The 25300-nt window shown below is 64.0% G+C and carries 27 protein-coding genes and 1 pseudogene; 13 read left to right on the top strand and 15 right to left on the bottom strand.

Translation table 11 applies throughout. From position 1 onward, the window contains the following. Positions 1 to 81: 81 nt before the first annotated feature. From cysG to RBB16_RS05620, 6 genes are all read left to right on the top strand, one after another. The gene (gene cysG / locus RBB16_RS05645; protein ID WP_306045233.1) at positions 82 to 1482 is read left to right on the top strand and encodes a siroheme synthase CysG; all 1401 of its coding nucleotides are present in this window, start codon (positions 82 to 84) and stop codon (positions 1480 to 1482) included. Next, a complete protein-coding gene (locus tag RBB16_RS05640; RefSeq protein ID WP_306045232.1) occupies positions 1472 to 1771 on the top strand; it encodes a DUF2849 domain-containing protein in 300 nt (99 codons plus the stop codon). Before cysG ends, RBB16_RS05640 begins: the two co-directional genes overlap by 11 nt. Before the next feature lie 79 nt (positions 1772 to 1850). Beyond that, the gene (locus RBB16_RS05635; protein ID WP_306045231.1) at positions 1851 to 3518 is read left to right on the top strand and encodes a nitrite/sulfite reductase; all 1668 of its coding nucleotides are present in this window, start codon (positions 1851 to 1853) and stop codon (positions 3516 to 3518) included. Then, positions 3508 to 4257 (top strand): phosphoadenylyl-sulfate reductase, encoded by a 750-nt coding sequence (locus RBB16_RS05630; protein WP_306045230.1) that lies wholly within the window; start codon positions 3508 to 3510, stop codon positions 4255 to 4257. Before RBB16_RS05635 ends, RBB16_RS05630 begins: the two co-directional genes overlap by 11 nt. Positions 4258 to 4269: 12 nt before the next feature. Then, on the top strand, positions 4270 to 4674 hold the full coding sequence (locus RBB16_RS05625; RefSeq protein ID WP_306045229.1) for a DUF934 domain-containing protein: 405 nt from the start codon (positions 4270 to 4272) through the stop codon (positions 4672 to 4674). Between the two features lie 73 nt (positions 4675 to 4747). Beyond that, a complete protein-coding gene (locus tag RBB16_RS05620; RefSeq protein WP_306045228.1) occupies positions 4748 to 5602 on the top strand; it encodes a ferredoxin--NADP reductase in 855 nt (284 codons plus the stop codon). A gap of 51 nt (positions 5603 to 5653) precedes the next feature. Here RBB16_RS05620 and RBB16_RS05615 read toward each other — a convergent pair whose 3' ends face one another. Then, positions 5654 to 6232, bottom strand: coding sequence for a hemerythrin domain-containing protein (locus tag RBB16_RS05615; RefSeq protein ID WP_306045227.1), 579 nt, complete (start codon positions 6230 to 6232; stop codon positions 5654 to 5656). Between the two features lie 109 nt (positions 6233 to 6341). Next, positions 6342 to 6884: a translation initiation factor IF-3 gene (gene infC / locus RBB16_RS05610; RefSeq protein WP_071690356.1), complete on the bottom strand. Its 543-nt coding sequence runs from the start codon at positions 6882 to 6884 to the stop codon at positions 6342 to 6344. Positions 6885 to 7071: 187 nt separating this feature from the next. Between infC and RBB16_RS05605 the strand changes: the two genes are divergently transcribed. Further along, a complete protein-coding gene (locus RBB16_RS05605) occupies positions 7072 to 7890 on the top strand; it encodes a hypothetical protein (protein WP_306045226.1) in 819 nt (272 codons plus the stop codon). 71 nt (positions 7891 to 7961) lie between these two features. On the opposite strand, the gene RBB16_RS05600 is transcribed toward RBB16_RS05605, so the two are convergent. The 9 genes from RBB16_RS05600 to RBB16_RS05565 all read right to left on the bottom strand — a co-directional run bounded on the left by RBB16_RS05600 (position 7962) and on the right by RBB16_RS05565 (position 16229). After that, entirely contained in the window at positions 7962 to 8750 is a 789-nt protein-coding gene (locus RBB16_RS05600) for a xanthine dehydrogenase family protein subunit M (protein WP_306045225.1), read from the bottom strand. A gap of 22 nt (positions 8751 to 8772) precedes the next feature. Continuing rightward, positions 8773 to 11136, bottom strand: coding sequence for a xanthine dehydrogenase family protein molybdopterin-binding subunit (locus tag RBB16_RS05595; protein WP_306045224.1), 2364 nt, complete (start codon positions 11134 to 11136; stop codon positions 8773 to 8775). Between the two features lie 58 nt (positions 11137 to 11194). After that, complete coding sequence (locus RBB16_RS05590; RefSeq protein WP_306045223.1) at positions 11195 to 11551, bottom strand: hypothetical protein; 357 nt, start codon at positions 11549 to 11551, stop codon at positions 11195 to 11197. Positions 11552 to 11589: 38 nt separating this feature from the next. Then, a complete protein-coding gene (locus RBB16_RS05585; protein WP_071690351.1) occupies positions 11590 to 11961 on the bottom strand; it encodes a hypothetical protein in 372 nt (123 codons plus the stop codon). Further along, on the bottom strand, positions 11958 to 12443 hold the full coding sequence (locus RBB16_RS05580) for a (2Fe-2S)-binding protein (protein ID WP_306045222.1): 486 nt from the start codon (positions 12441 to 12443) through the stop codon (positions 11958 to 11960). The genes RBB16_RS05585 and RBB16_RS05580 overlap by 4 nt, the downstream gene beginning before the upstream one ends. A 100-nt stretch (positions 12444 to 12543) precedes the next feature. Beyond that, on the bottom strand, positions 12544 to 13557 hold the full coding sequence (locus RBB16_RS05575; protein WP_306045221.1) for a molybdopterin-binding protein: 1014 nt from the start codon (positions 13555 to 13557) through the stop codon (positions 12544 to 12546). After that, positions 13554 to 14537, bottom strand: coding sequence for an XdhC family protein (locus RBB16_RS05570; RefSeq protein ID WP_306045220.1), 984 nt, complete (start codon positions 14535 to 14537; stop codon positions 13554 to 13556). Before RBB16_RS05570 ends, RBB16_RS05575 begins: the two co-directional genes overlap by 4 nt. Further along, a complete protein-coding gene (locus RBB16_RS20650; protein WP_371931218.1) occupies positions 14534 to 14755 on the bottom strand; it encodes a DUF1203 domain-containing protein in 222 nt (73 codons plus the stop codon). The genes RBB16_RS05570 and RBB16_RS20650 overlap by 4 nt, the downstream gene beginning before the upstream one ends. 220 nt (positions 14756 to 14975) lie before the next feature. Then, a complete protein-coding gene (locus RBB16_RS05565) occupies positions 14976 to 16229 on the bottom strand; it encodes a flavin-dependent oxidoreductase (protein ID WP_306045219.1) in 1254 nt (417 codons plus the stop codon). 144 nt (positions 16230 to 16373) lie between these two features. Between RBB16_RS05565 and RBB16_RS05560 the strand changes: the two genes are divergently transcribed. The 3 genes from RBB16_RS05560 to RBB16_RS05550 all read left to right on the top strand — a co-directional run bounded on the left by RBB16_RS05560 (position 16374) and on the right by RBB16_RS05550 (position 19728). Continuing rightward, positions 16374 to 16952, top strand: a complete 579-nt coding sequence (locus RBB16_RS05560) for a YqaA family protein (RefSeq protein ID WP_071690346.1) — start codon at positions 16374 to 16376, stop codon at positions 16950 to 16952. Continuing rightward, the gene (locus tag RBB16_RS05555; RefSeq protein WP_227434993.1) at positions 16949 to 17428 is read left to right on the top strand and encodes a disulfide bond formation protein B; all 480 of its coding nucleotides are present in this window, start codon (positions 16949 to 16951) and stop codon (positions 17426 to 17428) included. Before RBB16_RS05560 ends, RBB16_RS05555 begins: the two co-directional genes overlap by 4 nt. 140 nt (positions 17429 to 17568) lie before the next feature. Beyond that, positions 17569 to 19728: a DEAD/DEAH box helicase gene (locus RBB16_RS05550; protein WP_306045218.1), complete on the top strand. Its 2160-nt coding sequence runs from the start codon at positions 17569 to 17571 to the stop codon at positions 19726 to 19728. Here RBB16_RS05550 and RBB16_RS05545 read toward each other — a convergent pair. The 3 genes and pseudogenes from RBB16_RS05545 to RBB16_RS05535 all read right to left on the bottom strand — a co-directional run bounded on the left by RBB16_RS05545 (position 19725) and on the right by RBB16_RS05535 (position 21770). Beyond that, positions 19725 to 20501, bottom strand: coding sequence for an alpha/beta hydrolase (locus RBB16_RS05545; RefSeq protein WP_306045217.1), 777 nt, complete (start codon positions 20499 to 20501; stop codon positions 19725 to 19727). The two genes, RBB16_RS05550 and RBB16_RS05545, sit on opposite strands and share 4 nt — an antisense overlap. A 9-nt stretch (positions 20502 to 20510) precedes the next feature. Continuing rightward, a pseudogene (locus tag RBB16_RS05540) lies at positions 20511 to 20711 on the bottom strand (4-oxalocrotonate tautomerase); the annotation flags it as partial. Between the two features lie 15 nt (positions 20712 to 20726). Then, entirely contained in the window at positions 20727 to 21770 is a 1044-nt protein-coding gene (locus RBB16_RS05535; RefSeq protein ID WP_306045215.1) for an LLM class flavin-dependent oxidoreductase, read from the bottom strand. A 100-nt stretch (positions 21771 to 21870) separates the two neighbouring features. Here RBB16_RS05535 and RBB16_RS05530 point away from each other — a divergent pair, with 100 nt between their 5' ends. Further along, the gene (locus tag RBB16_RS05530) at positions 21871 to 22713 is read left to right on the top strand and encodes a LysR family transcriptional regulator (protein WP_306045213.1); all 843 of its coding nucleotides are present in this window, start codon (positions 21871 to 21873) and stop codon (positions 22711 to 22713) included. Here the strand turns inward: RBB16_RS05530 and RBB16_RS05525 are convergent. Next, positions 22678 to 23109 carry an Lrp/AsnC family transcriptional regulator gene (locus RBB16_RS05525; protein ID WP_306045287.1) on the bottom strand — a complete coding sequence of 144 codons (432 nt, stop codon included), beginning with the start codon at positions 23107 to 23109 and terminating at the stop codon, positions 22678 to 22680. The genes RBB16_RS05530 and RBB16_RS05525 overlap by 36 nt on opposite strands. A 121-nt stretch (positions 23110 to 23230) precedes the next feature. On the opposite strand from RBB16_RS05525, the gene rocF reads away from it, so the two are divergent. Together rocF and RBB16_RS05515 are read left to right on the top strand one after the other, a co-directional pair. Continuing rightward, positions 23231 to 24160: an arginase gene (gene rocF / locus RBB16_RS05520; RefSeq protein ID WP_306045212.1), complete on the top strand. Its 930-nt coding sequence runs from the start codon at positions 23231 to 23233 to the stop codon at positions 24158 to 24160. Then, complete coding sequence (locus RBB16_RS05515; protein ID WP_306045211.1) at positions 24157 to 25212, top strand: ornithine cyclodeaminase; 1056 nt, start codon at positions 24157 to 24159, stop codon at positions 25210 to 25212. The genes rocF and RBB16_RS05515 overlap by 4 nt, the downstream gene beginning before the upstream one ends. The last annotated feature ends 88 nt before the right edge of the window (positions 25213 to 25300 follow it).

Genomic DNA, 25300 nt, shown 5'->3' with positions numbered 1-25300 from the left:
TTATTCACAAGCCCATCTGGCGCATAATTGGAAAATTGTCCTACATTGGGGGCGGAAACTGGAATGACAGGATCAGCCCGAATGAAACATTTTCCGATCTTCCTCTCGGTCGAAAACCGGCGCATCCTGCTGTCTGGCGGCGGCGAGGCCGCATTGGCGAAGCTGCGGCTTCTGCTCAAGACCGAAGCGCGGGTCGAGGTCTATTCCGACAGCCCCGCGCCAGAGATTGCCGCCTGGTCCGATGAGGGCCGCCTGACCCTGCACCGCCGCGCGCTTGCGCCCGCCGATCTGCCCGGCGCGGTGCTGGTCTATGCCGCCGATGAGGATGAGGCACAGGATGCCCGGATCAAGGCCATTGCCGAAGGGGCCGGCCTGCTGGTCAATATCGTCGACAACCTGCATGACAGCGCCTTCATCACTCCTGCCATCGTCGACCGTGATCCGGTGACTGTGGCCATCGGCACCGAAGGGGCGGCCCCCGTTCTCGCCCGCGCCATCAAGCGCGACCTGGAGGAGAAACTGCCCGTCACGCTCGGCACGCTGGCGCGCATCGGCAAGGCGTTTCGCGGCGCGGTGGAGGCCCTGCCCTTCGGGCGAAAGCGGCGCGACTTCTGGGCGGAGTATTATTTCGACACCGGCCCCAAGGCGCTGGCCGAGCGCGGTGAACAAGGCGTGCAGGATGGTCTGCGCGCGCTTCTGGCCGAGCATCTGACCGCCGCGCCGCGCGAGGGACATGTGGCGCTTGTTGGCGCAGGTCCTGGCGACCCGGAACTGCTGACATTGAAGGCCCGCAAGACGCTGGACGAGGCCGATGTGATCATTCATGACCGGCTGGTTGCGCCGGAAATCCTCGAACTCGCCCGCCGTGAAGCCACGCTTCTCGATGTGGGCAAACAGGGCTTTGGCCGCCACACCCCGCAAGCGGAAATCGCCCGGCTGATGGTGGACCACGCGTCGCAGGGCCTGCAAGTGGTGCGTTTGAAATCCGGTGATCCCGTGATCTATGGCCGTCTTGACGAGGAAATCGAGGCGCTCGACGCGGCGGGGATCAGCTGGTCCATCGTGCCCGGCATCACCTCGGCCTCTGCCGCCGCCGCCGGGATCGGCCAGAGCCTCACGCGCCGGGGCCGCAATTCAGCGCTGCGGGTGCTGACCGGCCATGACACCGAAGGGTTTGCCGAGCAGGACTGGGCCGCGCTGGCCCGCCCCGGTACCGTGGCCGCAATCTACATGGCCAAGAAAGGCGCGCGCTTCCTGCAAGGCCGTTTGCTGATGCATGGTGCCCCGGCGGCGACGCCCGTCAGTATCGTGGAAAACGCCTCTCGCCCCAACCAGCGCACCGTCGCCAGCACCCTGGCCACGCTGGCAAGCGATCTTGATGCCGCCGAGCTGACCGGCCCCGCCATCCTTCTTTATGGTCTCGCGCCCCGCGCGGCGGAGGCCCGGTTGCCAGACTTGCAGGAGCTTGCAAATGCCCCGTGACTTCACCCCCAAGGTCATCACCGCCAATCACCTGCTGGAGGGCGATGTTGTCTACCAGACAGCCGATGACCGCTGGACCCGGTATCATGCCGAGGCCGAGCTGATCACCGATGAGGCCCATGCCCAGATCCGTCTGCTGGATGCGGAACGGCAGGTGGACACCATCGTTGGTGCCTATCTGGCAGATGCACAGGACGGCCCGAAAGGCCCCGAACCCACCCATTTCCGCGAGGTCTTTCGCACCCGCGGCCCGTCCAACTATGCCCATGGAAAACAGGTGGAGCTCTAAGCGGGGAAAGCTCTTCGAAGAGCTTTTAAAAATCCTTCCAAGGATTTTCGCCAGCGCCCATGACCAAGGATACGCCCAAATGTACCGTTACTCTGACTTCGACCGCGACTTCCTCGCAGAACGCAACCGCCAGTTCCGCGCGCAGGTGGAGCGCCGCATTGATGGCAGCCTCACCGAAGACGAGTTCAAGCCGCTGCGCCTGATGAACGGGCTCTACCTGCAACTGCATGCCTACATGCTGCGGGTCGCCATTCCCTATGGCACGCTGAACAGCGCGCAGATGCGCCAGCTCGCCTACCTGGCCGAGACCTGGGACAAGGGCTATGGCCATTTCACCACCCGCCAGAACATCCAGTATAACTGGCCGCGCCTGCGCGATGTGCCGGATATGCTCGATGCTCTGGCCGAGGTGGGGCTGCACGCCATCCAGACCAGCGGCAACACCATCCGCAACGTAACCGCCGACCATTTCGCAGGGGCCGCCGCCGATGAGGTGGCCGATCCGCGCCCGGTGGCGGAATTGCTGCGGCAATGGTCCACCGACCACCCGGAATTCCAGTTCATGCCGCGCAAGTTCAAGATCGCCATCACTGGCGCGCCCAATGACCGCGCGGTGACGGCGGCCCATGACATCGGGCTGCGGATCGTGCGGAAGGACGGCGAGATCGGATATCAGGTGCTGGTGGGTGGTGGGCTTGGCCGCACGCCGATGATTGGCAAGGTTCTGGCGGAGTTCATTCCGGCCGATGACCTGCTGCCCTATCTGGAGGCCACCGTCGCCGTCTGGAACGTCATCGGGCGGCGCGACAATAAGTACAAGGCGCGGATCAAGATCCTCGTCCATGAATTCGGGCTGGAGAACCTGAAGGCGGAGGTCGAGAAGGAGTTTGCCCTGCGTAAACCGCTCTATGCGGGCGGCAAGGACGTTGCCCTGCTGGAGGAGATCAAGACCCATTTCGCAGCGCCGGCCTTTGACGCTGCCCCGACCGACGCTTTCGATGCGTTCTATGCGGCTGACCCGATCTTCCGCTCCTGGGCCGATACGAACCTCTCTGAGCATCGTGCCGAGGGCTACGCCATCGTCACGATTTCCCTGAAAAAACAGGGCGATACGCCGGGTGACGCCACCGCCGACCAGATGCGCGTGATGGCCGATCTGGCGCAGCGCTACGGCCATGACGAGCTGCGCATCAGCCATGAACAGAACGTGATCCTGCCCCATGTCCACAAGCGCCACCTGCCGCAGATCCATGCGGAACTGCGCGCAGCCGGGCTTGCCACGGCCAATATCGGGCTGATCTCCGACATCATCGCCTGCCCCGGCATGGATTACTGCGCGCTGGCGACCGCCCGCTCCATCCCCGTCGCACAGGAAATCGCGACGCGCTTCGAGGAGCTGAAACTGGAACACGAGGTCGGGCCGCTCAAGATCAAGATTTCGGGCTGCATCAATGCCTGCGGGCACCACCATGTGGGCCATATCGGCATTCTGGGTCTCGACCGCGCAGGCGTTGAAAACTACCAGATCACCCTTGGCGGCGACGGCACCGAGGACGCGGTGATCGGCACCCGCACCGGGCCGGGTTTTGCCTATGACGAGATCGTGGGCGCGGTGGAAACCATCGTGAAAACCTATCTGGGCCTGCGGGAAAGCGCCGAGGAAACCTTCCTGCAAGCCTACGCCCGTGTCGGCATCGAGCCCTTCAAGGCGGCGCTCTATCCGGAGACGAAAACCCGTGCCGCTTGATGCGCCCATAGGATCTCTGACGACCTGGGTCGAGGGGCTGAACGCGCGCTACAAGTACCATTCCGCCACGGCGGTGATGGAGCGCGCGCTCAAGGACCCCGACCTTGGCCGGATCGCGCTGGTCAGCTCCTTCGGAGCGGAATCTGTCGTGCTCTTGCACATGGTCTCGGTCATCGACCCCGCCACGCCGGTGCTCTTCATCGACACGCAGATGCTGTTCCCCGAGACGCTGAGCTATCAGCAGGAGGTGGCCAGCCAATTGGGCCTGAGGGACGTGCGCACCATCCACGCCAGCAAGATCTCGCTTCTGGCGGGCGATCCCGATGGCACGCTCAATCAGCGCGACACCGATGCCTGTTGTGATCTGCGCAAGGTGCGCCCGATGGAGGCGGCGCTTGCTCCCTTCGACAGCTGGATCACTGGGCGCAAACGGTTCCAGTCGGGCACGCGCGCGGCACTCGACTTCTTCGAGACCGAGGGCGATATCCGCATCAAGATCAACCCCTTGGCCCATTGGGCGCCCGAGGATGTGCAGGACTACATGGTCAACAACCGCCTGCCCCGGCATCCGCTGGTGGCCAAGGGCTACCCCTCCATCGGCTGCGCCCCCTGCACCAGCCCCGTCAAACCCGGCGAAGACCCGCGCGCGGGCCGCTGGCGGGGCGAGCAGAAGGAAGAATGCGGCATCCATTTCATCGACGGGCGCATTGTCCGCGGCCCCCTGAAAACCGCCTCATAAGGAGCGAAAGACATGAAAGACCTGGCAGCCCTTGAGGCCCTGACAGAAACCCTGCTTGTGACCGATACCGGCTTTGCCCCCGTGGACGGGGCCGAGGTGCTGGACCTGCCCAGTGACGCGGATGCTGAGGCATTGACCGAGGCGCTTCAGACGAACGCCACCATCCGCATCGACTTCCCCAGCTTCGCCGACGGGCGCGGCTTTACCCTGGCCCGCAGGTTGCGGCAGATGGGCTTTGCCGGGCATCTGCGCGCGAAGGGGCATGTGCTGGCCGATCAATACGCCATGGCCCGCCGATCTGGTTTCGACGATGTTGAGATCGACCGCGCATTGGCCGCCCGCCAGCCCGAGGATCAGTGGCTCGCCCGCGCCAACTGGCGCGATCATGACCACAGATCGCGGCTGCGGGCTGCGTAAAAGCGCCCCCTTTTCCTGACCTAGATCAAAGCTTAATGAAGGAGTCGGCTTTACTCAGGCCGCAACCGAAGACATGACCGAGCAAAAACCCGTGACCGAAGCCACCGCATCGCCTGTAAGAGTGCCCACCCTGCCCGACGCGCAAACCGTGACGGAGGTGAAGCATTACACCGACCGCCTGTTTTCCTTCCGCTGTACACGGCCCGCGTCCCTGCGCTTCCGCTCGGGTGAATTCGTAATGATCGGCCTGATGGGCGACCCGGACCCCAAGACCGGCAAGCAGAAACCGCTGCTGCGGGCCTATTCCATCGCTTCGCCCTCCTGGGACGAAGAGCTGGAGTTCTACTCGATCAAGGTGCCCGATGGCCCCCTGACCAGCCGCTTGCAGCATATCCAGCCCGGCGATCAGGTCATCCTGCGCCCCAAGCCCGTGGGCACGTTGGTCCATGACGCGCTGCTGCCCGGCAAGCGGATCTGGTTCTTCGCCACCGGCACCGGGTTTGCGCCCTTCGCAAGCCTCCTGCGTGAGCCGCAGACCTATGAGGATTACGACGAGGTCATCATCACCCATACCTGCCGTGAGGCGGGCGAACTGACCTATGGGCGCGAGATCATCGAAAGCCTCAAGACCGATGAGCTGCTGAATGAAGTGATCGGCGAGGGCTTCTGGAAGAAGATCAAGTATTACCCCACCACCACCCGCGAAGAGAGCCCCAAGATGGGCCGCATCACCGACCTGATGCGCTCGGGCGAGGCCTTCGCGGATCTGGGCGTTGCGCCGATCTGCCCGGAAAACGACCGCGCGATGATCTGCGGCAACCTGGCCTTCAATCTCGAACTGAAAGAAATGCTGGAGGAATACGGTCTGGAGGAAGGCGCGAATTCCGACCCCAAGACCTACGTGGTCGAAAAGGCGTTCCTGGACTGACGTACCGCCAAACCGAAAAGCCGCCCTCCGAGGCGGCTTTTTCATGCGGGGTCAGAGCCCGCCATAGACGCCAAGCGCCTCTTCCAGTTCCTCTTCCTCGTAACCGAAATGCGATCGGACCACGCGCTCCAGCGCATCGAAGGTCTGGCGCGCTTCGTCGAAGGCGTCTTCGCCCGGGTTCTGCTCCAGCCGCACCGCATCGGCATAGAGCCGCTCCAGCAGCGCATGCACCACTTCGTGTTCCTCGCGCAGCTTGGCGATGACCGCGCGCAGACCCTCGCTGGCCCGCGCCTCCAGATGCGGAAAGACCCGGTGCTCCTCGGCACCGTGATGATAGTCGAGAAACTGGCATTCCTGACCGCAGAGATTGCCGAACTGGCGGTAGTTTCGGGTCATCTCCATCTCGGGCAGGGCCTTGGTCAATGCGGCGGGTGCAGTGCTGCCCGCAGCGATGCCCTCCATCATCCGGCGCACCTGCCCCATCTGCTGCAAATGCATCCGGTGGATGGCCGCCAACTGCCGTCCCTGCCGCCTCTGCAGCTCCGTTGCGCCCTCGATTGGCGGCGCCTTGGGGCGGTCCGCCTCTTTCAGATCCGCCACATCGGGGCGGGCATTCTCGACCCTGTCCATGACCGGCCCTTTCCATTTTTCTGGTTCGGGAAGATGTAAGGCATTGGTCCCAAAAGAAAAGGGCGCGACCATCTCTGGCGCGCCCCATCCTTGTCTTCATTCGGTCCGCTTACTTCGCGGGACCGATCATCATGACCATCTGGCGGCCTTCCATCTTCGGCATGTTCTCGACCTTGCCGATTTCCTTGACATCCTCCGCCACGCGTTCCAGCAGCTCTCGGCCAAGGTTCTGGTGCGCCATTTCCCTGCCCCGGAAGCGCAGGGTAATCTTCACCTTGTCGCCGCCTTCGAGAAAGCGGAAGACGTTGCGCATCTTGACCTCGTAGTCATGGGTGTCGGTGTTCGGGCGGAACTTGACCTCTTTGACCTCGATGATCTTCTGCTTTTTCCGAGCCTCGGATTCGCGTTTCTGCTGTTCGTATTTGAACTTGCCGAAATCCATGATCTTGCAGACCGGAGGAGCCGCATTCGGCGAAATCTCCACCAGGTCCAGACCGGCCTCTGCCGCCAGATCCATGGCGCGGGCCGGACTGACCACGCCGATATTCTCTCCATCTGCGCCGATAAGGCGGATCTCGGGGGCCCGGATGCGGTCATTGACGCGGGGGCCTGTGTCGCGCTGCGGGGGCGCGTTATGCGGTCTGCGGGCTATCGGTAAAATCCTTCTATTGCCACGATATGCGGTGCCCGAAACTAGCCTTAGCCAACGGGCGTTTCAAGGCGAATCCCGGCTGAATGCCGCAGGAATCCGGTCAAAGCCCCCGTTCTCGTTGCGCTGCGGCATCAGGGGGCGTATGGAATCGCCGGAATCGTCCTCTCTGAGCATCGGAGTTTTCCCCATGTCCCGTATTATCGCAATTGTTGCCGCGCTGGTCGTCGTCGGCGCCGTCGCCTATTACCTGAGCCCGCTTGGCCAGCCAGAACCCGAAACCACCCCTGCGGCGGCCGTGGAAGAAACGACCGAAGCTATGGAAGAGGCGGCAGAGGCCGCTGAAGAGACCGCTGAGGACGCAGCTGACGCTGTCGAAGAGATGGCCGAAGACGCGGCTGACACGGCTGCTGAGGTCGTGGAAGCCGTCGAGGACGCCGCACAGGACGCGGTGGACACAGTGACCGACGCCGCAACCGAAGCGGTTGAAGGGGTGATGGAAGAGGCCGAAGGGCTGCTCGACCAGGTGACCGGCACGGCAGACGAGGCCGCCGACGCCACGGCAGACGCTGCGGATGCGGCGTCCGATATGGCGGAAGAGACCACCGAGGCCGTGACCGAAACGGTCGAAGACGCTGTCGAGGAGGGCACTTCAGACGCCGCAGAGGCGGTCGAAGCCACGGAGGAAGCCGTCGAGGAAACCACCGAAGCCGTGACCGAGGAAACCGAGGCTGCCGCCGAAGAGACCACCGAGGCCGTGACCGAAGAAACCGAGGCTGCCGCTGAAGAGACCACCGAAGCGGTCGATGCGATCGAAGGGGCCACGGACCTGTCGACCCTGTTCTCCGTCGAAGGGTTCGACGCCGATGCCGCCCTCGCGGCCGTGGCGGAGGCCGATCTTTCGGCCGTCGCCCGTGCCTCGCTGTCCGCGGCCATCGAGCAGGCGCGCAACAACCCGGCGCTTGTCCCCGAAGTGACGACCCGCCTGCGCAACGCGCTCGGGCTCTGATTTCACGACAAGACGAAAAGAAAACCCCGCGCCTCGGCGCGGGGTTTTTTGTTTCAACGCATGCGCATGTGTCAGCAGGCGGCAACGGCCCGCTTGGTCAACACTTTCACCAGGTTCGCACGATAGGCAGCGGACCCGTGCAAATCGGCGATCATGCCATCGGCAGACACCGACAAGCCATCCACCGCCTCGGGCGAGAAGTTGCCGGACAGCGCCGCCTCGGCCTCGGACCAGCGGAACACGCCATCTTCCGACGCGCCGGTCACGGCCACACGCACCGCGCCCGCGAACTTGGCCACGAACACCCCGGTCAGGGCAAAGCGGGACGCCGGTTGCAGGAACTTCTGATAGCTTGCAGCCGCCGGCACCGGGAATTTCACCTCGGTGATGATCTCGCCATCATTGAGCGCCGTGGTGAACATGCCCTCGAAGAAATCATCCGCCGCAATCTCTCGCGTATTGGTGACCACATTGGCGCCAGAGGCCAACACCGCCGCCGGGTAGCACGCCGCCGGGTCGTTATTGGCAAGGCTGCCGCCGATGGTGCCGCGATTGCGCACTGCCGGGTCACCGATATGGCCCGCCAGATGCGACAGTGCCGGATAGCTTTCTGCCGTCGCCGCCGACACCGCCGCATGGGTGGTGCCGCCGCCGACGCAGATGCGGCCCGCGTCATCGGTGCAGACGCCCTGCATCTCGGCAATGCCGCCAAGACTGACCAGCACCGCAGGCGCGGCAAGGCGTTGCTTCATCGTGGGCAGCAGGGTCTGCCCGCCCCCAAGCAGTTGTGCCTCTTCCGCGCCAAGGGCGGCGACCGCATCGGCGATGGTGCCCGGACGTTTGAATTCAAACTCATACATGGGTTTTCTCCTTGTTCCGGGATCAGCCGTTCATCGCCTGCCAGACCCGACCGGGGCTGAGCGGCATGTCGATATGGGTGACGTTGTGGCCCCCGCGCTGCAGGGCGTCCACCACGGCATTGACCACGGCGGGCGGGCTGCCGATGGCCCCGGCCTCACCACAACCTTTTACGCCAAGCGGGTTATGCGTGCAGGGCGTGGCGCAGCTGTGATCCACCTGGAAGCTTGGCAGATCATCGGCGCGCGGCATGGCGTAGTCCATGTAGGAGGCGGACAGAAGCTGGCCATTGTCGTCATAAACAGCCCCTTCCAGCAGCGCCTGACCGATGCCTTGTGCCAGACCGCCATGGACCTGGCCCTCGACGATCATCGGGTTGACCACGTTGCCGAAGTCATCGGCGGCGGCAAAGGAACAGATGGTCACCTTGCCGGTATCGGGATCGACCTCCACCTCGCAGGCATAGGCGCCCGCGGGATAGGTGAAGTTGGCCGGGTCATAGAAGGCGGTTTCCTCCAACCCCGGTTCGATCTCTTCCAGCGGGTAGTTATGGGGCACATAGGCCGCCAGCGTGACATCGCCCCAAGCCACCGATTTGTCGGTGCCCGCAACGGTGAACTGGCCGTCCTTAAGCTCAATATCCCCCTCGGACGCCTCCATCAGATGGGCCGCGATCTTCTTGGCCTTGTTGATGATCTTCTCGGTCGCCCGCACGATGGCAGAGCCACCCACGGCCAGCGAGCGAGAGCCATAGGTGCCCATGCCCATGGGCGTGTTGGCGGTGTCGCCATGGACAACCTCGACCATATCCTCGGAGATGCCGATCATGTCGGCGACCACCTGCGGGAAGGCGGTTTCATGGCCCTGCCCGTGGCTGTGGCTGCCGGTCATGACCACCAGTCCGCCGGTGGCGTTCACCCGCACCGTGGCGCTTTCATAAAGCCCGGCACGCGCGCCCAACTGGCCCACAAGGGCAGACGGAGCGATCCCGCAGGCCTCGATATAGGTGTTAACGCCGAAACCACGCAGCTTGCCCGATTTGGCGCTTTCCGCCGCGCGGGCCTCGAACCCGTCGCGGTCCACCATTTCCAGCAGCTTGTCCATCGTGGCGTTGTAGTCACCGGTATCGTATTCCACCGCCACGGGGGTGGCATAGGGAAACTCGGTGATGAAGTTCTGCCGCCGCAGCGCCACCGGATCGACGCCCAATTCGCGCGCCGCCTTGTCGATGACACGCTCCAGCTGGAAGGTCGCCTCGGGCCGCCCGGCCCCGCGATAGGCATCGACGGCCACGGTGTTGGTGAAGACCGCCTTCACGTTCACATAGATGAGCGGCGTCTTGTAGTTCCCCGCCATCAGCGTGCCGTGCAGCCAGGTGGGCACCGAGGGCGCGAAGGTCGACAGATACGCCCCCATATTCGCATAGGTATCAGTGCGAAGCGCGGTGAAGTTGTTGTCGGCATCCAGCGCCAGTTCGATCTTGGTCACATGGTCCCGGCCATGGGCGTCCGAGATGAACGCCTCCGACCGGCTGGAGGTCCATTTGACGGGCCGCGCCAGTGCCTTGGCGGCGAAGGTGCAGAATGCCTCTTCGGCATAATGGAAGATCTTGGAACCAAAGCCGCCGCCCACATCGGGGGCCACGACACGCAGTTTGTGTTCCGGGATACCCAGAACGAAAGCGCCCATCAGAAGCCGGATCACATGCGGGTTCTGGCTGGTGGTGTAGAGCGTGGAATCGCCCGTTGCGCGGTTGTAATCGCCCACGGCCACGCGCGGTTCCATCGGGTTGGCAACCAGCCGCTGGTTCACAAGTTCCAGCGTGGTGACATGGGCGGCCTTTTCAAACGCCTCATCCACGGCGGCCTTGTTTTCCTCGACGAAACCCCAGTCATAGCAGAGGTTCGATTCCAGATCGTCATGGACCTTGGTCGCGCCCTCCTTGACCGCTTCCTTCATGTCGATGACGGCGGGCAGTTCCTCGATATCGAGCTCGATCGCCTCAGCCGCATTCCTTGCCTGCGCGGCGGTTTCCGCCACCACGGCGGCAATCGGGTCGCCCACATGGCGGACCTTGCCTTGCGCCAGAACCGGGTGGGCCGGTTCCTGCATCGGATTGCCGTGCTTGTCGGTCACCTGCCATCCGCAGGGCAGACCGCCGACGCCTTCGAAATCCGCACCGGTAAAGATGCGCACCACGCCGGGCATTTCCGCCGCGACCGAGGTATCGACCTTGTTCAGCCGCCCATGGGCCACGTCAGAGCGCAGGAAATGCACATAGGCCTGACCATTGAGGTTGATGTCATCCGTGTAATTGCCGGTACCAGTCAGAAACCGGACGTCTTCACGGCGCTTCGAACTTGCGCCGATGCCACTATCCTTTGGCATGGTATCCTCCCTTATTGTTCTTTGCGCCCTGTGCCCGCCTCCCGCGGGAACCGGCTTGTCATAGTTTGTTGAAGATCTCGGCCAGCCGTTCGATCATGTCGCCCGGTTCGTTTCCGTCGCCCGTCGTGTGACCGGTGGCGAAGGGGTATGTGACCCCGTCGATATCCGGGCAGATGATCGAGATATCCGCCGCGCGCGGCGGGAAATCCCAGCCAAACGTGCTCCAGCTGCCTTGGGTGATGTCGGGATTGTCCGACCCGTTTTCCGCCGCGAGGATGACAAGCGCCTGACGGGCCTGCGCCATGCAGGCCTGCTGGCTATCGACCGAATGCAGGTCGATATTGGCAAAATTGTCAGCCTTGGCCGCGCCGGTAGCCAGCACCAGCACTGCGGCAAGAAAAGCGGATCTCGGCATCCATCCTCCTGTCCGGCGGGACACGGCCCGCCCGATCCTCACTTGCTGCCGGTCGGCGTCACACCTTCCAGAAGGTCCAGCATGGCCTCGACCGTTTCCAATCGGGTGCCGTCTTCCTGCAGGCTGTAACCGGTCACGGTCGCGGTATAGCGGCCCTGATCCTCGGTGCAGATGATGGCGACCTGAGTGCGCCCGGGCGGCACATCGAAGCCGAAGACCGAGAAGCTGGCCTCGCCCGTATCGGGCGTTCCACCATGGTTGCGGAAATGGGCATCCATCGAGGTACGGGCCAGATCCATGCATTCCGTGTCGGAGTTGAATCCGGTGACATAGCCCGAGGAAAAGCCCTCGGCCTGGGCCATTGCAGGAACCAGAACGGTCGCCGCAATCGCAAGCGCCGCGCCCCTCATTCTGCGGCCACCGCGGCGACTTCCTGGCCACTTGCGGCCATGATCGCCTTGACGATGTTGTGGTAGCCGGTGCAGCGGCAGATATTGCCTTCCAGATAGGCGCGAATCTCGGCCTCGCTCGGCGTGGGGTTCTCGGCCAGCAGCGCCGTGGCGCTCATCACCATGCCCGGTGTGCAGAAGCCGCATTGCAGGCCGTGATGGTCCTGAAACGCCTGTTGGATCGTGGAAAGCGAGCCATCGGCATTGGCCATGCCTTCGATGGTCTTGACGTCCGCGCCCTCGGCCTCGGCCGCCAGCATGGTGCAGCTTTTCACCGGCTGGCCGTTCACATGCACCACGCAGGCGCCGCATTGGCTGGTGTCGCAGCCCACATGCGTGCCGGTCAGCTTGAGCCCCTCGCGGATGAAATCGGACAGCAACGTGCGCCCTTCTACGGAACCGGAAACGGATTTCCCGTTCACGGTCATCGTGACCTGGGTCATGAAATTCCTCCCTTGGTTATGGAATTATCCAAGCACGGAATCGTTGAAGGACAAATGAAAAATTTTTTGAATGGTCAAAATTTGATCGTTTCCGCTGGCGCTACCCGTTCGGGTTGCGTCCGGCGCGGGGTTGTGGCCGGGTCGGGATTTCCTTCAGCAATCCCCCTACCCCCATGGCCGAGATATCGGCTGCGCTGACAGGCACCCCACAGGCAACCCGCTCCAGCACCCAATCGGCCCCGTTCAGCGCCGGCGAGCGGGCGCAGCCCGGCAATCCGATCACCGGCGCCGCCCCAATCTGGCCTAAAAACAGCAGGTTACCGGGATCGACCGGCATGCCGAAGCGGGTAATCCTTCCGCCTGCGGCAACCACGGCCGAGGGCGCAACGTCGTGGATGTCAGAGGTGGCCGAGGCCGTGAGGATCAGTTTCAGCGCGCCCGGCAGATCCGTCAGCGCTTCGGTGATTGCGCCGGTCTCATGGGCCACAATCCGCACGGTCTCCAGCGATATGCCGAGCGCCTCCAATCGCCCGGCCACGGCGCGAATGCCCTTGTCCTCGGGGGAAACGGGATCGCCGGGCACCTCTGTCACGATCAACCCGGCGCTCTGGAGTTCCACGGGCCGGACAGAGAGCGCGTTGCGGGCGGCATTCTCGGCCCGTGTCAGCGCATCCTCGCCCACGCCATAGGCGATGATCTTGACCGTCCCCACCATCATACCCGGCCAGGCCCGCTGCCAGCGCGGCACGGTGGCCAGCGTGATCATCGGATCGACGGCGTTCAGCGCCTCGACCGCCGCCACGTCGATCCCGACCACTCCGGGCCGCGTGGCGCGGATGTTGACACGGCCTGTAAAGGCCTCCTGCACCTCCAGCCCCGCCACCGCCGGATCGGGGACCAGAGCGGCGGCCAAGCGGCGGGCGGCGTCGTTTTCCTCTATGTCGGAGGGGTCCAGCCGCGCCACCGTCACGCGGGTCAGACCATTGGCTGCGAGCCGCGCGATGTCGTCACGGCTCAGGACCCGGCCCTTGCGCAGCCGCCCTTTGTCCAACTGCACCGAATGGGCCAGGACTGTCCCTTCAGCTTCATGCAGGGGAACCGGCCCGAACCTCATACCTTGCGCAACCGGCTGGTGATTTCCGCCATGATCGAAATGGCGATCTCCGCCGGTCCCTGCGCACCGATATCGAGGCCAACGGGGCCATGGATGCGGGCGATCTGGGCCTCAGAAAACCCAGCCTCACGCAACCGCTCCACCCGCTTGGCATGGGTCCGGGTAGAGCCAAGACAGCCAAGGTAGAAACAGTCGGAACCAAGCGCCGCCCGTATGGCCGGGTCATCCAGCTTGGGATCATGGGTCAGCGTCACGACCGCGGTGCGCGGGTCGAGCCCGTAGGCCGCCAGCGCCTCGTCCGGCCAGTCTTCCATCAGAGTCTCCCCCGGAAACCGCGCCTCGGCCCCGAAGGCGGGGCGCGGGTCGATCACCACCGGGTCATAGCCCGCAAGCCGCGCCATCGGCACCAACGCCTGAGCGATATGAACAGCCCCCACGATGGCCATGCGCAGGGGCGGGTTGTGAATGCCGATGAACCAGTCGCCCTCGAAGCCGGATTTGTCGGTGCGGAACCGCTCGGCAATCTCGGCCTCCAGCGCATCGCCCTGCCCCGTCACAAGCCGCCGCGCGCCGGTTTCGGGGTTGACCACATAGGCCACTTGCTCACGCGCGGCACGGGCATCGACCAGCGCCTCCAGCATCTCGACCGGGATGACGCGCCCCACGGGTTCCACCAGCACCCGGATGCGCCCGCCGCAGGCCAGACCCACGGCAAAGGCCTGTTCGTCGGCCACACCGAACTCCAGAACCGTGGCCTCCCCCTTCTCAAGGCAGTCGATGGACTCGATCACCACCGCCCCTTCGACGCAGCCGCCTGACACGGACCCTTCCATCTCGCCCTCGCCCGACACGACCAACTGGCTGCCCACGGGCCGGGGCGCGCTGCCCCATGTTTCAATGACAGTGGCCAGCGCTGCGCCGTTGCCCTGGCGATGCCAGTCCAGCGCGAGTTCGGGGATGCGGTCGTAATTCGGTGTCATGGCGCAGCGGCGATCCTTGTCTGGAAACAGTTGTTGGGGGCCGATCTGACATCAACATAGGCGACATCCCCCCGGCTGAGAAGCTGTGCCGTGCGTTCTTGCACATGGTCGCAATCGGTGGCGCGGCCTGTACCGCTGATGGACCCTTCCCCGCGATCACGGCTTATGAGCGGAGCGTTTCCGACACGGTCCGATCGCAGGAGCCAAGCGCTGCGCAAGGCGCTTCGAAGCGCCTTTCATGGGCATTCGAATGCCCATCTCCGACAAAATGCAAACGGATCGCATCACGGCAGACCCGCATTTCGCTCGATCCCTTGCGTCGGACCAGAATTGGCACGGCAGGTCGACCGAGAGCTGAAAGGCGCTTCGAAGCGCCTTGCCACGGGCTTTCGAAAGCCCGTCTTCCGTCAGGTTCCTGCCCGGGCGCGTCCCAGTCCGCTAAAGCTCCATCACCCCCGGCCGCGCATTCAGCCGATCCACATCGAAGCCTGCGATCTTCTTGTAAGCGCCGGCGATCTCGGCCAGCTCCTCGCGGCTCATCACCTCCGAGATGTCGCCAAACCCTTCAGGGGCACGTTCGGCAACCTTGTCCAGCACAACATCCGGCCCGTCGCCGCGATTGGCCAGCACAAGCGCATTCACCGCCTCGCGGCGGTCGTCATCATAGGCCTGAAGCGCCTCTGCCCCCTGCCCATGCTTCAGCAGCTCCCGCGCCAGAACCCGGCCATCGAGTATCGCCTGCGTCGCCCCGTTCGAGCCAATGGGATACATCGCATGGGCCGCATCGCCCAGAAGCGTCACGCGCCCATGGCTCCAGCGGGGCAGCGGATTGCGGTCGACCATCGGGTATTCCCAGATGCCTTCCGCGTCACGGATCAGGGCCGGAATGTCCAGCCAGTCGAAGCGCCAATCCGCGAAATGATCCGCGAAATCATGCAGATGCCCCTCGCGGTTCCAGTCCTGCCGGTTCCATTGGTAGTCGGCGGGCTTGGCAAGATCGGCGATCCAGTTGATCCGAAGATCCCCGTCCTCGAAGTCCTGGATCGGGTAGCAGACGAATTTGCGATCCGCCGTGCCCGCCATCGCCATGCTCCGCCCGGTCAGGAAGCTTCTGGCCCGCGTCACGCCGCGCCACATCATCGTGCCGCGCCAATGCGCCGGGCCTTCATCGGGATAAAGCGCCGCGCGGAGGGTCGAGTTGATCCCGTCCGCGCCCACCAGAACCAGCCCGTGCAGGTCCGGCAGGCGCGCGCCCGTCCGGCGGTTGACCAGATGCGCCACGACGCCATGTCTGTCCTCGTCCCATCCGGACAGCGCGGCCCCCAAGGTGATCGCCTGAGCCCCGCAGCGCGACAGCAGCTCCCGGTAGAGCAGGAACTGCAGCTCGCCGCGATGGATCGAATATTGCGGCCAGTGATATCCTGCATCGAGGCCGCGCGGTTCCGACCAGATCAACCCGCCCTGTTGCGAGAAATAGGCGACCTCGGCGGTGCGCAACCCGATCTGGTCCAGCTGTGCCTCAAGCCCCAGCTCGAACAGCTCTCTCACCGCATGCGGCTGCAAGTTGATTCCTACGCCCAGGGGTTTGATCACCTCCACCGCTTCGACGATATGAAAATGAATGCCCGCCTGATGCAGCGACAGCCCCAGGCTGAGCCCACCAATCCCTGCACCCGCGATGATGACCGTCATGGCCTGCCTCCCCTTCTGCACCTGCTGCCTATTGTCTTGGCATAGCGCGTCCCGTCCGCCTCGCATAGCCCGCCCACTGACGCAGCGCGCTTGACCACCGCGCCGAGATCGGGCATCGCAAGCGGGCATTTTCAGGAGACACATATGATCCGCGGATTATACGACTGGACGATCAGCCTGGCCGAACATCGCTATGCGCTGGTGGCGCTGGCCATCGTGTCGTTTCTGGAAAGCTCGGTCTTTCCGATTCCGCCCGATATCCTGATGATCCCGATGATCATCGCAGCCCCGCGCCGTGCGTTCCTGATTGCGGGCGTCTGCCTCGTCTCCTCGGTGCTTGGCGGGCTTCTGGGCTATTATATCGGCTATGGCCTGTTCGAGAGCGTCGGTCGCCCGGTGCTCGAATTCTATGGCAAGGATGCCTATTTCGACGATTTCGCCACCCGCTACAACGAATACGGGGCCTGGGCGGTGCTGATCGCGGGCGTGACGCCCTTCCCCTACAAGGTCATCACCATCATGTCGGGGGTCACGCAGTTGAACCTCGGGGTTTTCATCGTGGCCAGCATCGTCGCGCGCGGTCTGCGCTTTTTCGTCGTGGCGGCGCTCTTGTGGAAATTCGGCGCACCTATTCGTGATTTCATCGAACGTCGCCTTGGCTTGATGTTCATCCTGTTCGTGATACTGCTGGCGGGCGGTTTCTATGTGGTGAAATTCCTATGAGCTTCCTCAGCACCCTGACCCGGCGCAATCTGATCCTTCTGGCGGCTCTTGGCTCTGCCGGGCTGTTCTTCGGGGCGCTGTTCTTTCAGTTCGTTCTGGGCGTTCTGCCGTGCAAGATGTGCTACTGGCAACGCTGGCCGCATCGGATCGGCATCCTGTTAGGCATCATCGGTCTGGCCATTCCCAAGGCGCTGATTGCCTGGGCAGGGGCGCTGAACATGGCCGTATCCACCGGGCTTGCCGTTTACCATTCCGGCGTGGAGCGGGCATGGTGGGAGGGGCCTGCCTCCTGCACTTCAAGCGGCCTGGACCTGCTGAATTCGGAATGCGGGTTGCTGGACCCCGATTGCGGCACAGGGATTGTCCTGTGCGACGAGATTTCGTGGCAGCTCTTCGGCCTGTCGATGGCCAATTACAATGCCATCATCTCCGTGATCCTTCTGGGCGTCTGGATCATGGCAGCACGCCGCGCATGAGCGTGGGATAATCATCACCGCGCCACGCTTTCCCTGTATACATTCGTCGGATCAGGCGTTAGACGTCCGTTTTTCCCGTGACCGCGACGCCGGACCACACCGCCGCGACCACGCCTGACCCTGACGGATAGACCCTCCCCATGATCAAGACACTTTCCGACGCCCTTGCGGAACGCGGCTACGACACCCTGACCTCCGTGCAGGAGGCCGTGACCAACCCGGAGCTTCAGGATGCCGACCTGCTGGTGTCGGCGCAGACCGGATCGGGCAAAACCGTGGGCTTTGGCCTGGCCATCGCGCAGACACTGTTGGGAGAGGCCGAGGTGATGGGCCCGGCAGAGGCGCCGCTGGCGCTGGTCGTCGCGCCTACCCGTGAACTGGCCTTTCAGGTGATGCGAGAGCTGAGCTGGCTTTATGCCAAGGCGGGTGCGCGCGTGACCTCCTGCGTGGGGGGCATGGATTTCCGCGACGAACGCCGGGCGCTGGAACGCGGTGCCCATATCGTCGTGGGCACGCCGGGGCGTCTGCGCGACCATATCCAGCGTGGCACGCTCGACATGACGGGCCTGCGCGCCATCGTGCTCGATGAGGCCGACGAAATGCTCGACCTTGGCTTCCGCGAAGACCTCGAATTCATGCTTGGCGAGGCCCCCGAGGATCGGCGCACGCTGATGTTCTCGGCCACCGTGCCGCCGATGATCGTGACGCTTGCACAGCATTACCAGCGTGATGCGGTGCGCGTCAGCACCCAGGATGCGGGCCGCCAGCATGCCGACATCACCTATCAGGCCCTGCGCGTGGCCGAGGTGGATGCGGAGAACGCCATCATCAACCTTCTGCGCTATCACGAGGCGGAAAACGCCATCGTCTTTGCCAATACCCGCGCCACGGTGGCCCGCCTGACCGCGCGCTTTGCCAACCGGGGCTTTTCGGTGGTCAGCCTGTCGGGCGAGCTTAGCCAGAGCGAACGCACCCATGCGCTGCAGGCCATGCGCGACGGGCGCGCACGGGTTTGCGTGGCGACCGATGTGGCCGCGCGCGGCATCGACCTGCCCAATCTGGAACTGGTGATCCATGCCGATCTGCCCTCGAATTCAGAGACCCTGTTGCACCGCTCCGGCCGCACGGGCCGCGCCGGGCGCAAGGGCATCTCTGCCCTGATCGTGCCGCCCAAGATCACCAAGAAGGCCGAGCGCCTGCTGAAATGGGCGAAGATCACGGCGGAATGGACCGTGCCGCCCTCTGCCGATGACATTCTGCGTCAGGATGAGGAGCGGCTGCTGACCGATCCCGCCTGGGAAGATGAGATCACCGAGGATCAGGCCACTTTCGCCGCCCGGCTGCTGGAGGCCCACAGCCCCGAGGCCATCGCGGCCGCCTATCTGCGGCTCTACCGCAGCCGCCATTCCGCGCCCGAGGAGCTGAGCCCCCCCGATGCGCGCCCCGCCCCGAAAGAGCGCAAACCCTTCGGCCCGAGCCGCTGGTTCGCCCTGTCGGTCGGCGCGAATGACCGGGCCGAAGCCCGCTGGCTGCTGCCGCTTCTCTGCCGCGCGGGCAATCTGGACAAATCCGCCATCGGCGCGATCCGGGTCGGCGCGTCGGAAAGCTATGTGGAACTGACCGAGTCGAGTGCGGAGAGCTTCATCGCAACGCTCGGCGACAATAAGGAACTTGACGAGGGCATTACCGTGAAGGTGCTGGAAGCGGCCCCGGATCTGTCCTCCCTGCCCCGCCCTGCAAAACCCGGAACCGGCCCGCGCCCCTCTGGCCCGCGTGGGGACAAGCCACGTCGCGTCCCGCGAGAAGACCGGCCCGAACGCGAAGCAAAACCTCGCCGCGCGCGAGAGGACCGGGCGGAGCGTGACGCTTACCTCAAGGACGCCGTCAAGCCGCTCGGCAAACCCCGCCGCGACGGTGATGCCCCCAAGGGCAAGCCGCGTGGCAAATCCGCTGATGGCCCCAAAGGCAAAACCTTCGACAAGCCCCGCAAACCCAAGAGCGATGGCGGCAAACCGCGCGGGGACAAGCCCTGGTCCGATAAACCACGCTCGGACAAGCCGCGCTCTGACAAGCCAAGATCTGACAAACCAAAGGGCCCCAGACCTGACGGGGGCAAGCCGCGCCGCGATGCGCCTGCTGCCGCCCCTGCCGCGCGCAGCTCTGCCGCCGATCCCTCCAAGCGCTTTGAACGTCCGGGCGCCAAGCCCAAACCGGCACGCGCGGGCAAGGCGGGCTTGAATAAACCCGGCTCGAAGCCGCGCAAGGGCGGCGATCAGCCGCCGCGCCGGCCCAGGGGTTAATCCAGCGCCGAGATGAACCGCACCAGGTTTTCGGCCACGACCTCGCCTGCCTCCAGCAGAAGCGAATGCTTGAGGTCGGGCAGGATCACCAGTTCCGAATTGGGTAGCGCCTCATCAATCAACCGGTTGAGGCGCGGGTTGCAGCCGCCGTCAAACTCGCCCGTCAGCACCAGCGAGGGCGCCGTGACCTCGTGCAGCCAGGGGGCCATTTCGGTCCCTGCGTAGATGCGGAAGACGTTGAGGAACACGTCAGGATCGGTGTCCACCACCTGTTTCAGCCGGTTGCGCACCACGTCCGGGTGGGCGGCGATGAACCCGTCGGTGAACCAGCGATCCGACAGCGTTTCCAGCACCTGCGGAATGCCCTTCTCCTCCATCGCGCGCACCACGCCCCAGACCTTGGCGCTGTCATCTTCCGTGCGGAAGGCGGCGGTGGAGAGCAGGCCCAGCGACAGCACCCTGTCGGGGTATTTCAGCGCATAGGCCGGGCCGATCATGCCGCCCAGAGAATGGCCCGCGAAATGGGCGGTCTCATACCCTGTGCGTTCCCGCACCCGTTCCAGATCAGCCACCAGTTCATCGAGGCCGAACTCCCCTGACGGCATCGGCGACGCCCCATGCCCGCGCAAGTCGTAAGTGACCAAGGTGAAATACGGGGTCAGCACTGGCAGCGCCCGCGCCCATGTGTTGCGCGCTGCGCCGATCCCGTGGATCAGGAACAGCGGCGGCCCCTCGCCCTGCACGGTGTATTCGCAATCCATCGCTTGGGTCATATCCGCCCCCTAGTCCGGGAACCGGTCGGAGTTCAGCTCCCCGCCCGTGCCCCAGTCTGATTTCTCGATATCGGTGATGATCACATGGACGCTGGCCGGGTTGCCGCCTGCCGTGGCGACAAACGCATCGGTCAGAGCCTTTACCATGTCGCGTTTCTGGTCGGTGGTGCGACCGGGGAACATCTCCACTCGGATAATCGGCATTCTTGCTGTCCTTTCAAAAAGTTACTCGGCGGCCACGGTGGCGGGCCTGCCGGTGAAATGGGGCATGACCTCTTCCGCGAAGCACTGCATTGCGTCGAGCGTTTCGGACGGGTCCAGCCCGAAATTGAAATTCAGAATGACCCGGTCGATGCCAAGTTCCGCATAGGGCCCCAGCTTGTCGATCATTTCCTGCGGCGTGCAAATCAGCAGGCTTTCCCCAAGCTCGTCCACCGGTGTCGCGCAGGGCAGTTCCCGCACCATGCCATTATCCACCAGTCCCGGCCCGGTGAAGACATTGTCGAACCGCCCGTAGTAGCGATGTGCCGCCTCCACCTTGCGCTGCCTCTCCGTCGCGCTCTGCGCGATATGGGCCACACGTGACAGTGTCAGGGTCAACCCATCTCCTGCCCCCTCCATATCCGCCTTGGCCCGGTTGAACGCGCCCACCTGATCCAGAAGCAACTGGTGATTGCCCGATAGTGGCGTCGTCTGGATGTGAAAGCCGCACTTGGTGCAATGGTAGATGCCTTCCGGGTTCATCACCGCCATCATCATCGGCGGGCCACCGGGGCGCACGGGGCGGGGCATGATGGTGAGGGGATCGAACTTGTAATAGTCGCCGTCCCAACTGACCTCCTCCTCACTCAGCAGCGCCTGAAGGACGGCAAGCGATTCATTGAACCGCGCCTGTGTTTCCTCCATCGGGACGCCAAGCCGCTCCATCTCGTATTTGAACGCCCCGCGCCCGACACCAAGCAGCAAGCGGCCTTCGGTAAAGATATCGGCAACCACGACCTCGCCCGCATAGACCCGCATGTCATGCAGCGGCAGCACCACGATCGAGGTCATGATCTTCACCGATTTGGTCATCGCAGCGATCTTGACGGCAAATTGCAGCGGTGCGGGCATCATCAGGCAATTCATCAGGTGATGTTCGGTGATCGACACCGCGTCGAACCCCATTCGGTCGGCCAGCACCGCCTGGTTGAGCATGTCGCCGTAAACCCTGTCCCCGCCATAGGATTTGTCGGGGTAGTCCGAAGACAGTTGAGCCGAAAACTCCATCGCGCACCTCCCTGTTACGGGATCAGAGTGGCACGAGGCGTTGAATCTGGAAAACGGATTTTATCTATGCAGTAATTCGGAATTCTTGCATTATCTACGCATGAACATTGCCGCCATCCAGACCTTTCTGGCCGTTGTCCGCTGTCGCAATCTCAACCGTGCGGCGGAGCAGCTGAATGTCACGCAATCCGCCGTCACGGCGCGTCTCGACACGCTGGAACAGGCGCTTGGGGCGCAATTGTTGGTGCGATCCCGCAAGGGGGCGACGCTGACCAAGGCCGGCTTTGCCTTTCTGGAACAGGCCGAGGTCATCGCCCGCACCTGGGACAATGCCCGCGCCCGTGCGAACCTGCCACGCGGCGTCACGCGGCTATTCAGCTTCGTCTGCGATCCGGGGCTTTGGACAGGGCTGGGACAGCGCTGGATCGACGGCATCCGCAGCGCCCATCCTGAAACGGCTATCGAAATCTGGGCCGGGCTGGCCCGCGATGCGGAATCCTGGCTGCAAAGCGGGATGAGCGACGCGGCGCTGCTGCCGGAACCGGTGATTGGTGCGGGAATCGACCATCGGGACTTTGCCCGCGACCGGCTGATCCTTGTTACGACCGCGCCCGATCTGCCCTGGCAGAACCATTACATCTATGTCGATTACGGCCCCCTTTTCCGTGCACAGCATGCCGAAGCCTGGCCAACGGATGAAACCGCAGCGCTGGCCTTTTCCACCCCCGATTGGGCGCTCGATCACATGCGCCGCGACGGCGGCGCGGCCTATCTGCCGGAAAGGATCATTCAGGAGGCGATGGCCGCAGGCCACCTGCACCGTGTTCCTGACGCAGTCAGCTTTGACCGGCGTCTGGTGCTGTCCTGGCGCAAGGCCAGTGCGGAGAGCTTCGGGTTCCTCAGGCCCTCAGATCCGACTGTAGCGACTGGTGGACAGCAATAGGCTGGTTTCCGAGGTGCTGACGCCCTCCAACCGCCGGATATCCCGCAGCGCGGCATCCAGCGCCTCCAACGTCTCCGTCCCCAGTTCTACGATCAGATCCCATTTGCCATTGGTGGAATGCACCGCCTGAACCTCTCTCCGTCCCGACAGCTGCCGCCGGATACGGTCCATCCCCGGCCCCTCGATCCCCAGCATTGTCAGCGCCCGCACCGGGCTTTGCGCGATGTCGCTGCGGGTGACAACGGTAAACCCCCGAATCTCGCCCGCCTTTGACAACCGCTCCATCCGTGCGCGAACCGTGGCGCGGGTGACGCCGAGGTCAATCGCGAGGTCAGAGACCGAGGCCCGCCCGTCGCGGCGCAACGCGGCCAGCAGCGCGCGATCCGTATCATCCATTTCGGTCATGGTAGATGCTCATATTGCTCAATTGATCCCCAATATGACCACTCTGAGCGCTTCTGTCCAATCCGATCCGGGCGCTATTCCTTGGAAAACGCGCATTCAGGACCATTTCGACATGACTTCAAAACCCTGCCTTCTGATCGGCGCCCCGGTGGATAGCGGCAAACGCACCCGTGGTTGCCTGATGGGCCCCGACGCCTTTCGCACCGCTGGCCTTGCCGAGCATCTGAGCAGCCTCGGGATCGACACCCGCGACCTTGGCGATGTGGCCCAAGCCCCCCTGAGGGACCTGCCCACGACCGGCAAAGTCCACGCCCTCGCCGAAACCGTCGCCTGGACCGAGGCGCTGATCCCCGCCGCCCGTGAAGCAATGGCCGAGGGCTTCCCGATCTTCCTGGGCGGCGATCACAGCCTGTCGCTTGGCACCGTGGCGGGCGTGGCGGAATATGCTCAGGCGAAAGGGCGGCCCCTGTTCGTCCTGTGGCTCGATACGCATTCCGATTTCCACACCCCCGCGACCAGCGGCTCGGGCAACCTGCACGGCACGCCAGTGGGTTATGTCACCGGCCTGCCCGGCTTCGACCACTTCCCGGCGCTGACCGCCCCCGTCCCACAGGCCAATGTCTGCATGATCGGGCTGCGGTCCGTCGATCTGGAGGAAAAGCAGGCACTGGCGGAGACCGAGATCGACGTGCATGACATGCGCGCCATCGACGAGCACGGCATCGCAGCCCCCCTGCGTGAGTTTCTGGCGCGGGTCGAGGCCGCCAATGGCCTGCTGCATGTCTCGCTGGATGTTGATTTCCTCGATCCTTCCATCGCCCCCGCCGTGGGCACCACCGTTCCGGGTGGCGCCACCTTCCGCGAGGCGCATCTGGTCATGGAGATCCTGCATGACAGCGAGTTGGTGACCTCGCTCGACCTTGTAGAACTGAACCCCTTCCTCGACGAGCGCGGGCGCACCGCGTCGCTGATGGTCGACCTCACCGCATCGCTGATGGGCCGCCGCGTCTTCGACCGCCCCACAAGGAGTTTCGCTGCATGACCAAACTGCCTCAACCCTCTGATCGCGCTTACGTTCCCTTCGTGTCGGTCGAGAACATGATGAAGCTGGTCCACACCATCGGGCTGGAAAAGATGCTGGTGGAACTGGCCGGATATATCGAGGAGGATTTCCGCCGCTGGCCGCTTTTCGACAAGACCCCGCGCGTGGCAGCGCATAGCCCCGTGGGCGTCATCGAGCTGATGCCGACCTCGGACGGCGAACAATATGCGTTCAAATATGTGAACGGCCACCCGACCAATACCAAGGCGGGGTTGCAGACGGTCACGGCCTTCGGGCTGTTGGCAGATGTGGCCACGGGCTATCCGACATTGCTCAGTGAAATGACCGTGCTGACCGCGATCCGCACCGCCGCGACCTCGGCTATGGTGGCCAAACACCTGGCACCGAAAGGCGCAAAGACCATGGCGATGATCGGCAATGGCGCGCAATCCGAATTCCAGTCGCTGGCAATGAAAGCGGTCGTCGGCATCGACACCGTTCGGCTCTACGATATCGACCGTGCCGCGACCGCGAAGGCCGCGCGCAACCTTGCCGGTCAGGGGCTGACCGTCGTGACATGCGCCACGCCCGAGGAGGCGATGGAGGGGGCCGAGATCATCACCACCTGCACCGCCGACAAGCAATACGCGACGATCCTGAACGACAACATGGTCGGCGAAGGCGTGCATATCAACGCGATCGGCGGCGATTGCCCGGGCAAGACGGAACTGGCCCCCGCGATCCTGCACCGGTCTTCGATCTTTGTGGAATACCCACCGCAAACACGGGTGGAAGGCGAGATTCAGCAACTGGATGAGGATCATCCGGTGACGGAGCTGTGGCAGGTCATACTGGGGGACGCAGCGGGCCGCGTCTCACCGCAGCAAATCACCCTGTTTGACTCCGTTGGCTTTGCCATCGAGGATTTCTCGGCCCTGCGCTATGTACGCGACCGGCTTGAGGGGACGGATCTGTTCGATCAGCTCGACATGCTGGCCGATCCCGATGACCCGCGAGACCTGTTCGGGATGGTGCAGCGCGCCAAGGGGTAAGGGAGTTTCGCCGCCTGACGGCGTCGACCCGCCGGGGGCGCTGCCCCCGTCGCCATTGGGCTTGAACCAATGGCGCATCCAATGGCGA

Source organism: Nioella sp. MMSF_3534, from assembly GCF_030732985.1.
GTDB lineage: Bacteria > Pseudomonadota > Alphaproteobacteria > Rhodobacterales > Rhodobacteraceae > Nioella.
Note: the sequence above shows the minus strand (reverse complement) of the source record. Positions and strands in the feature narration are given on the sequence as shown.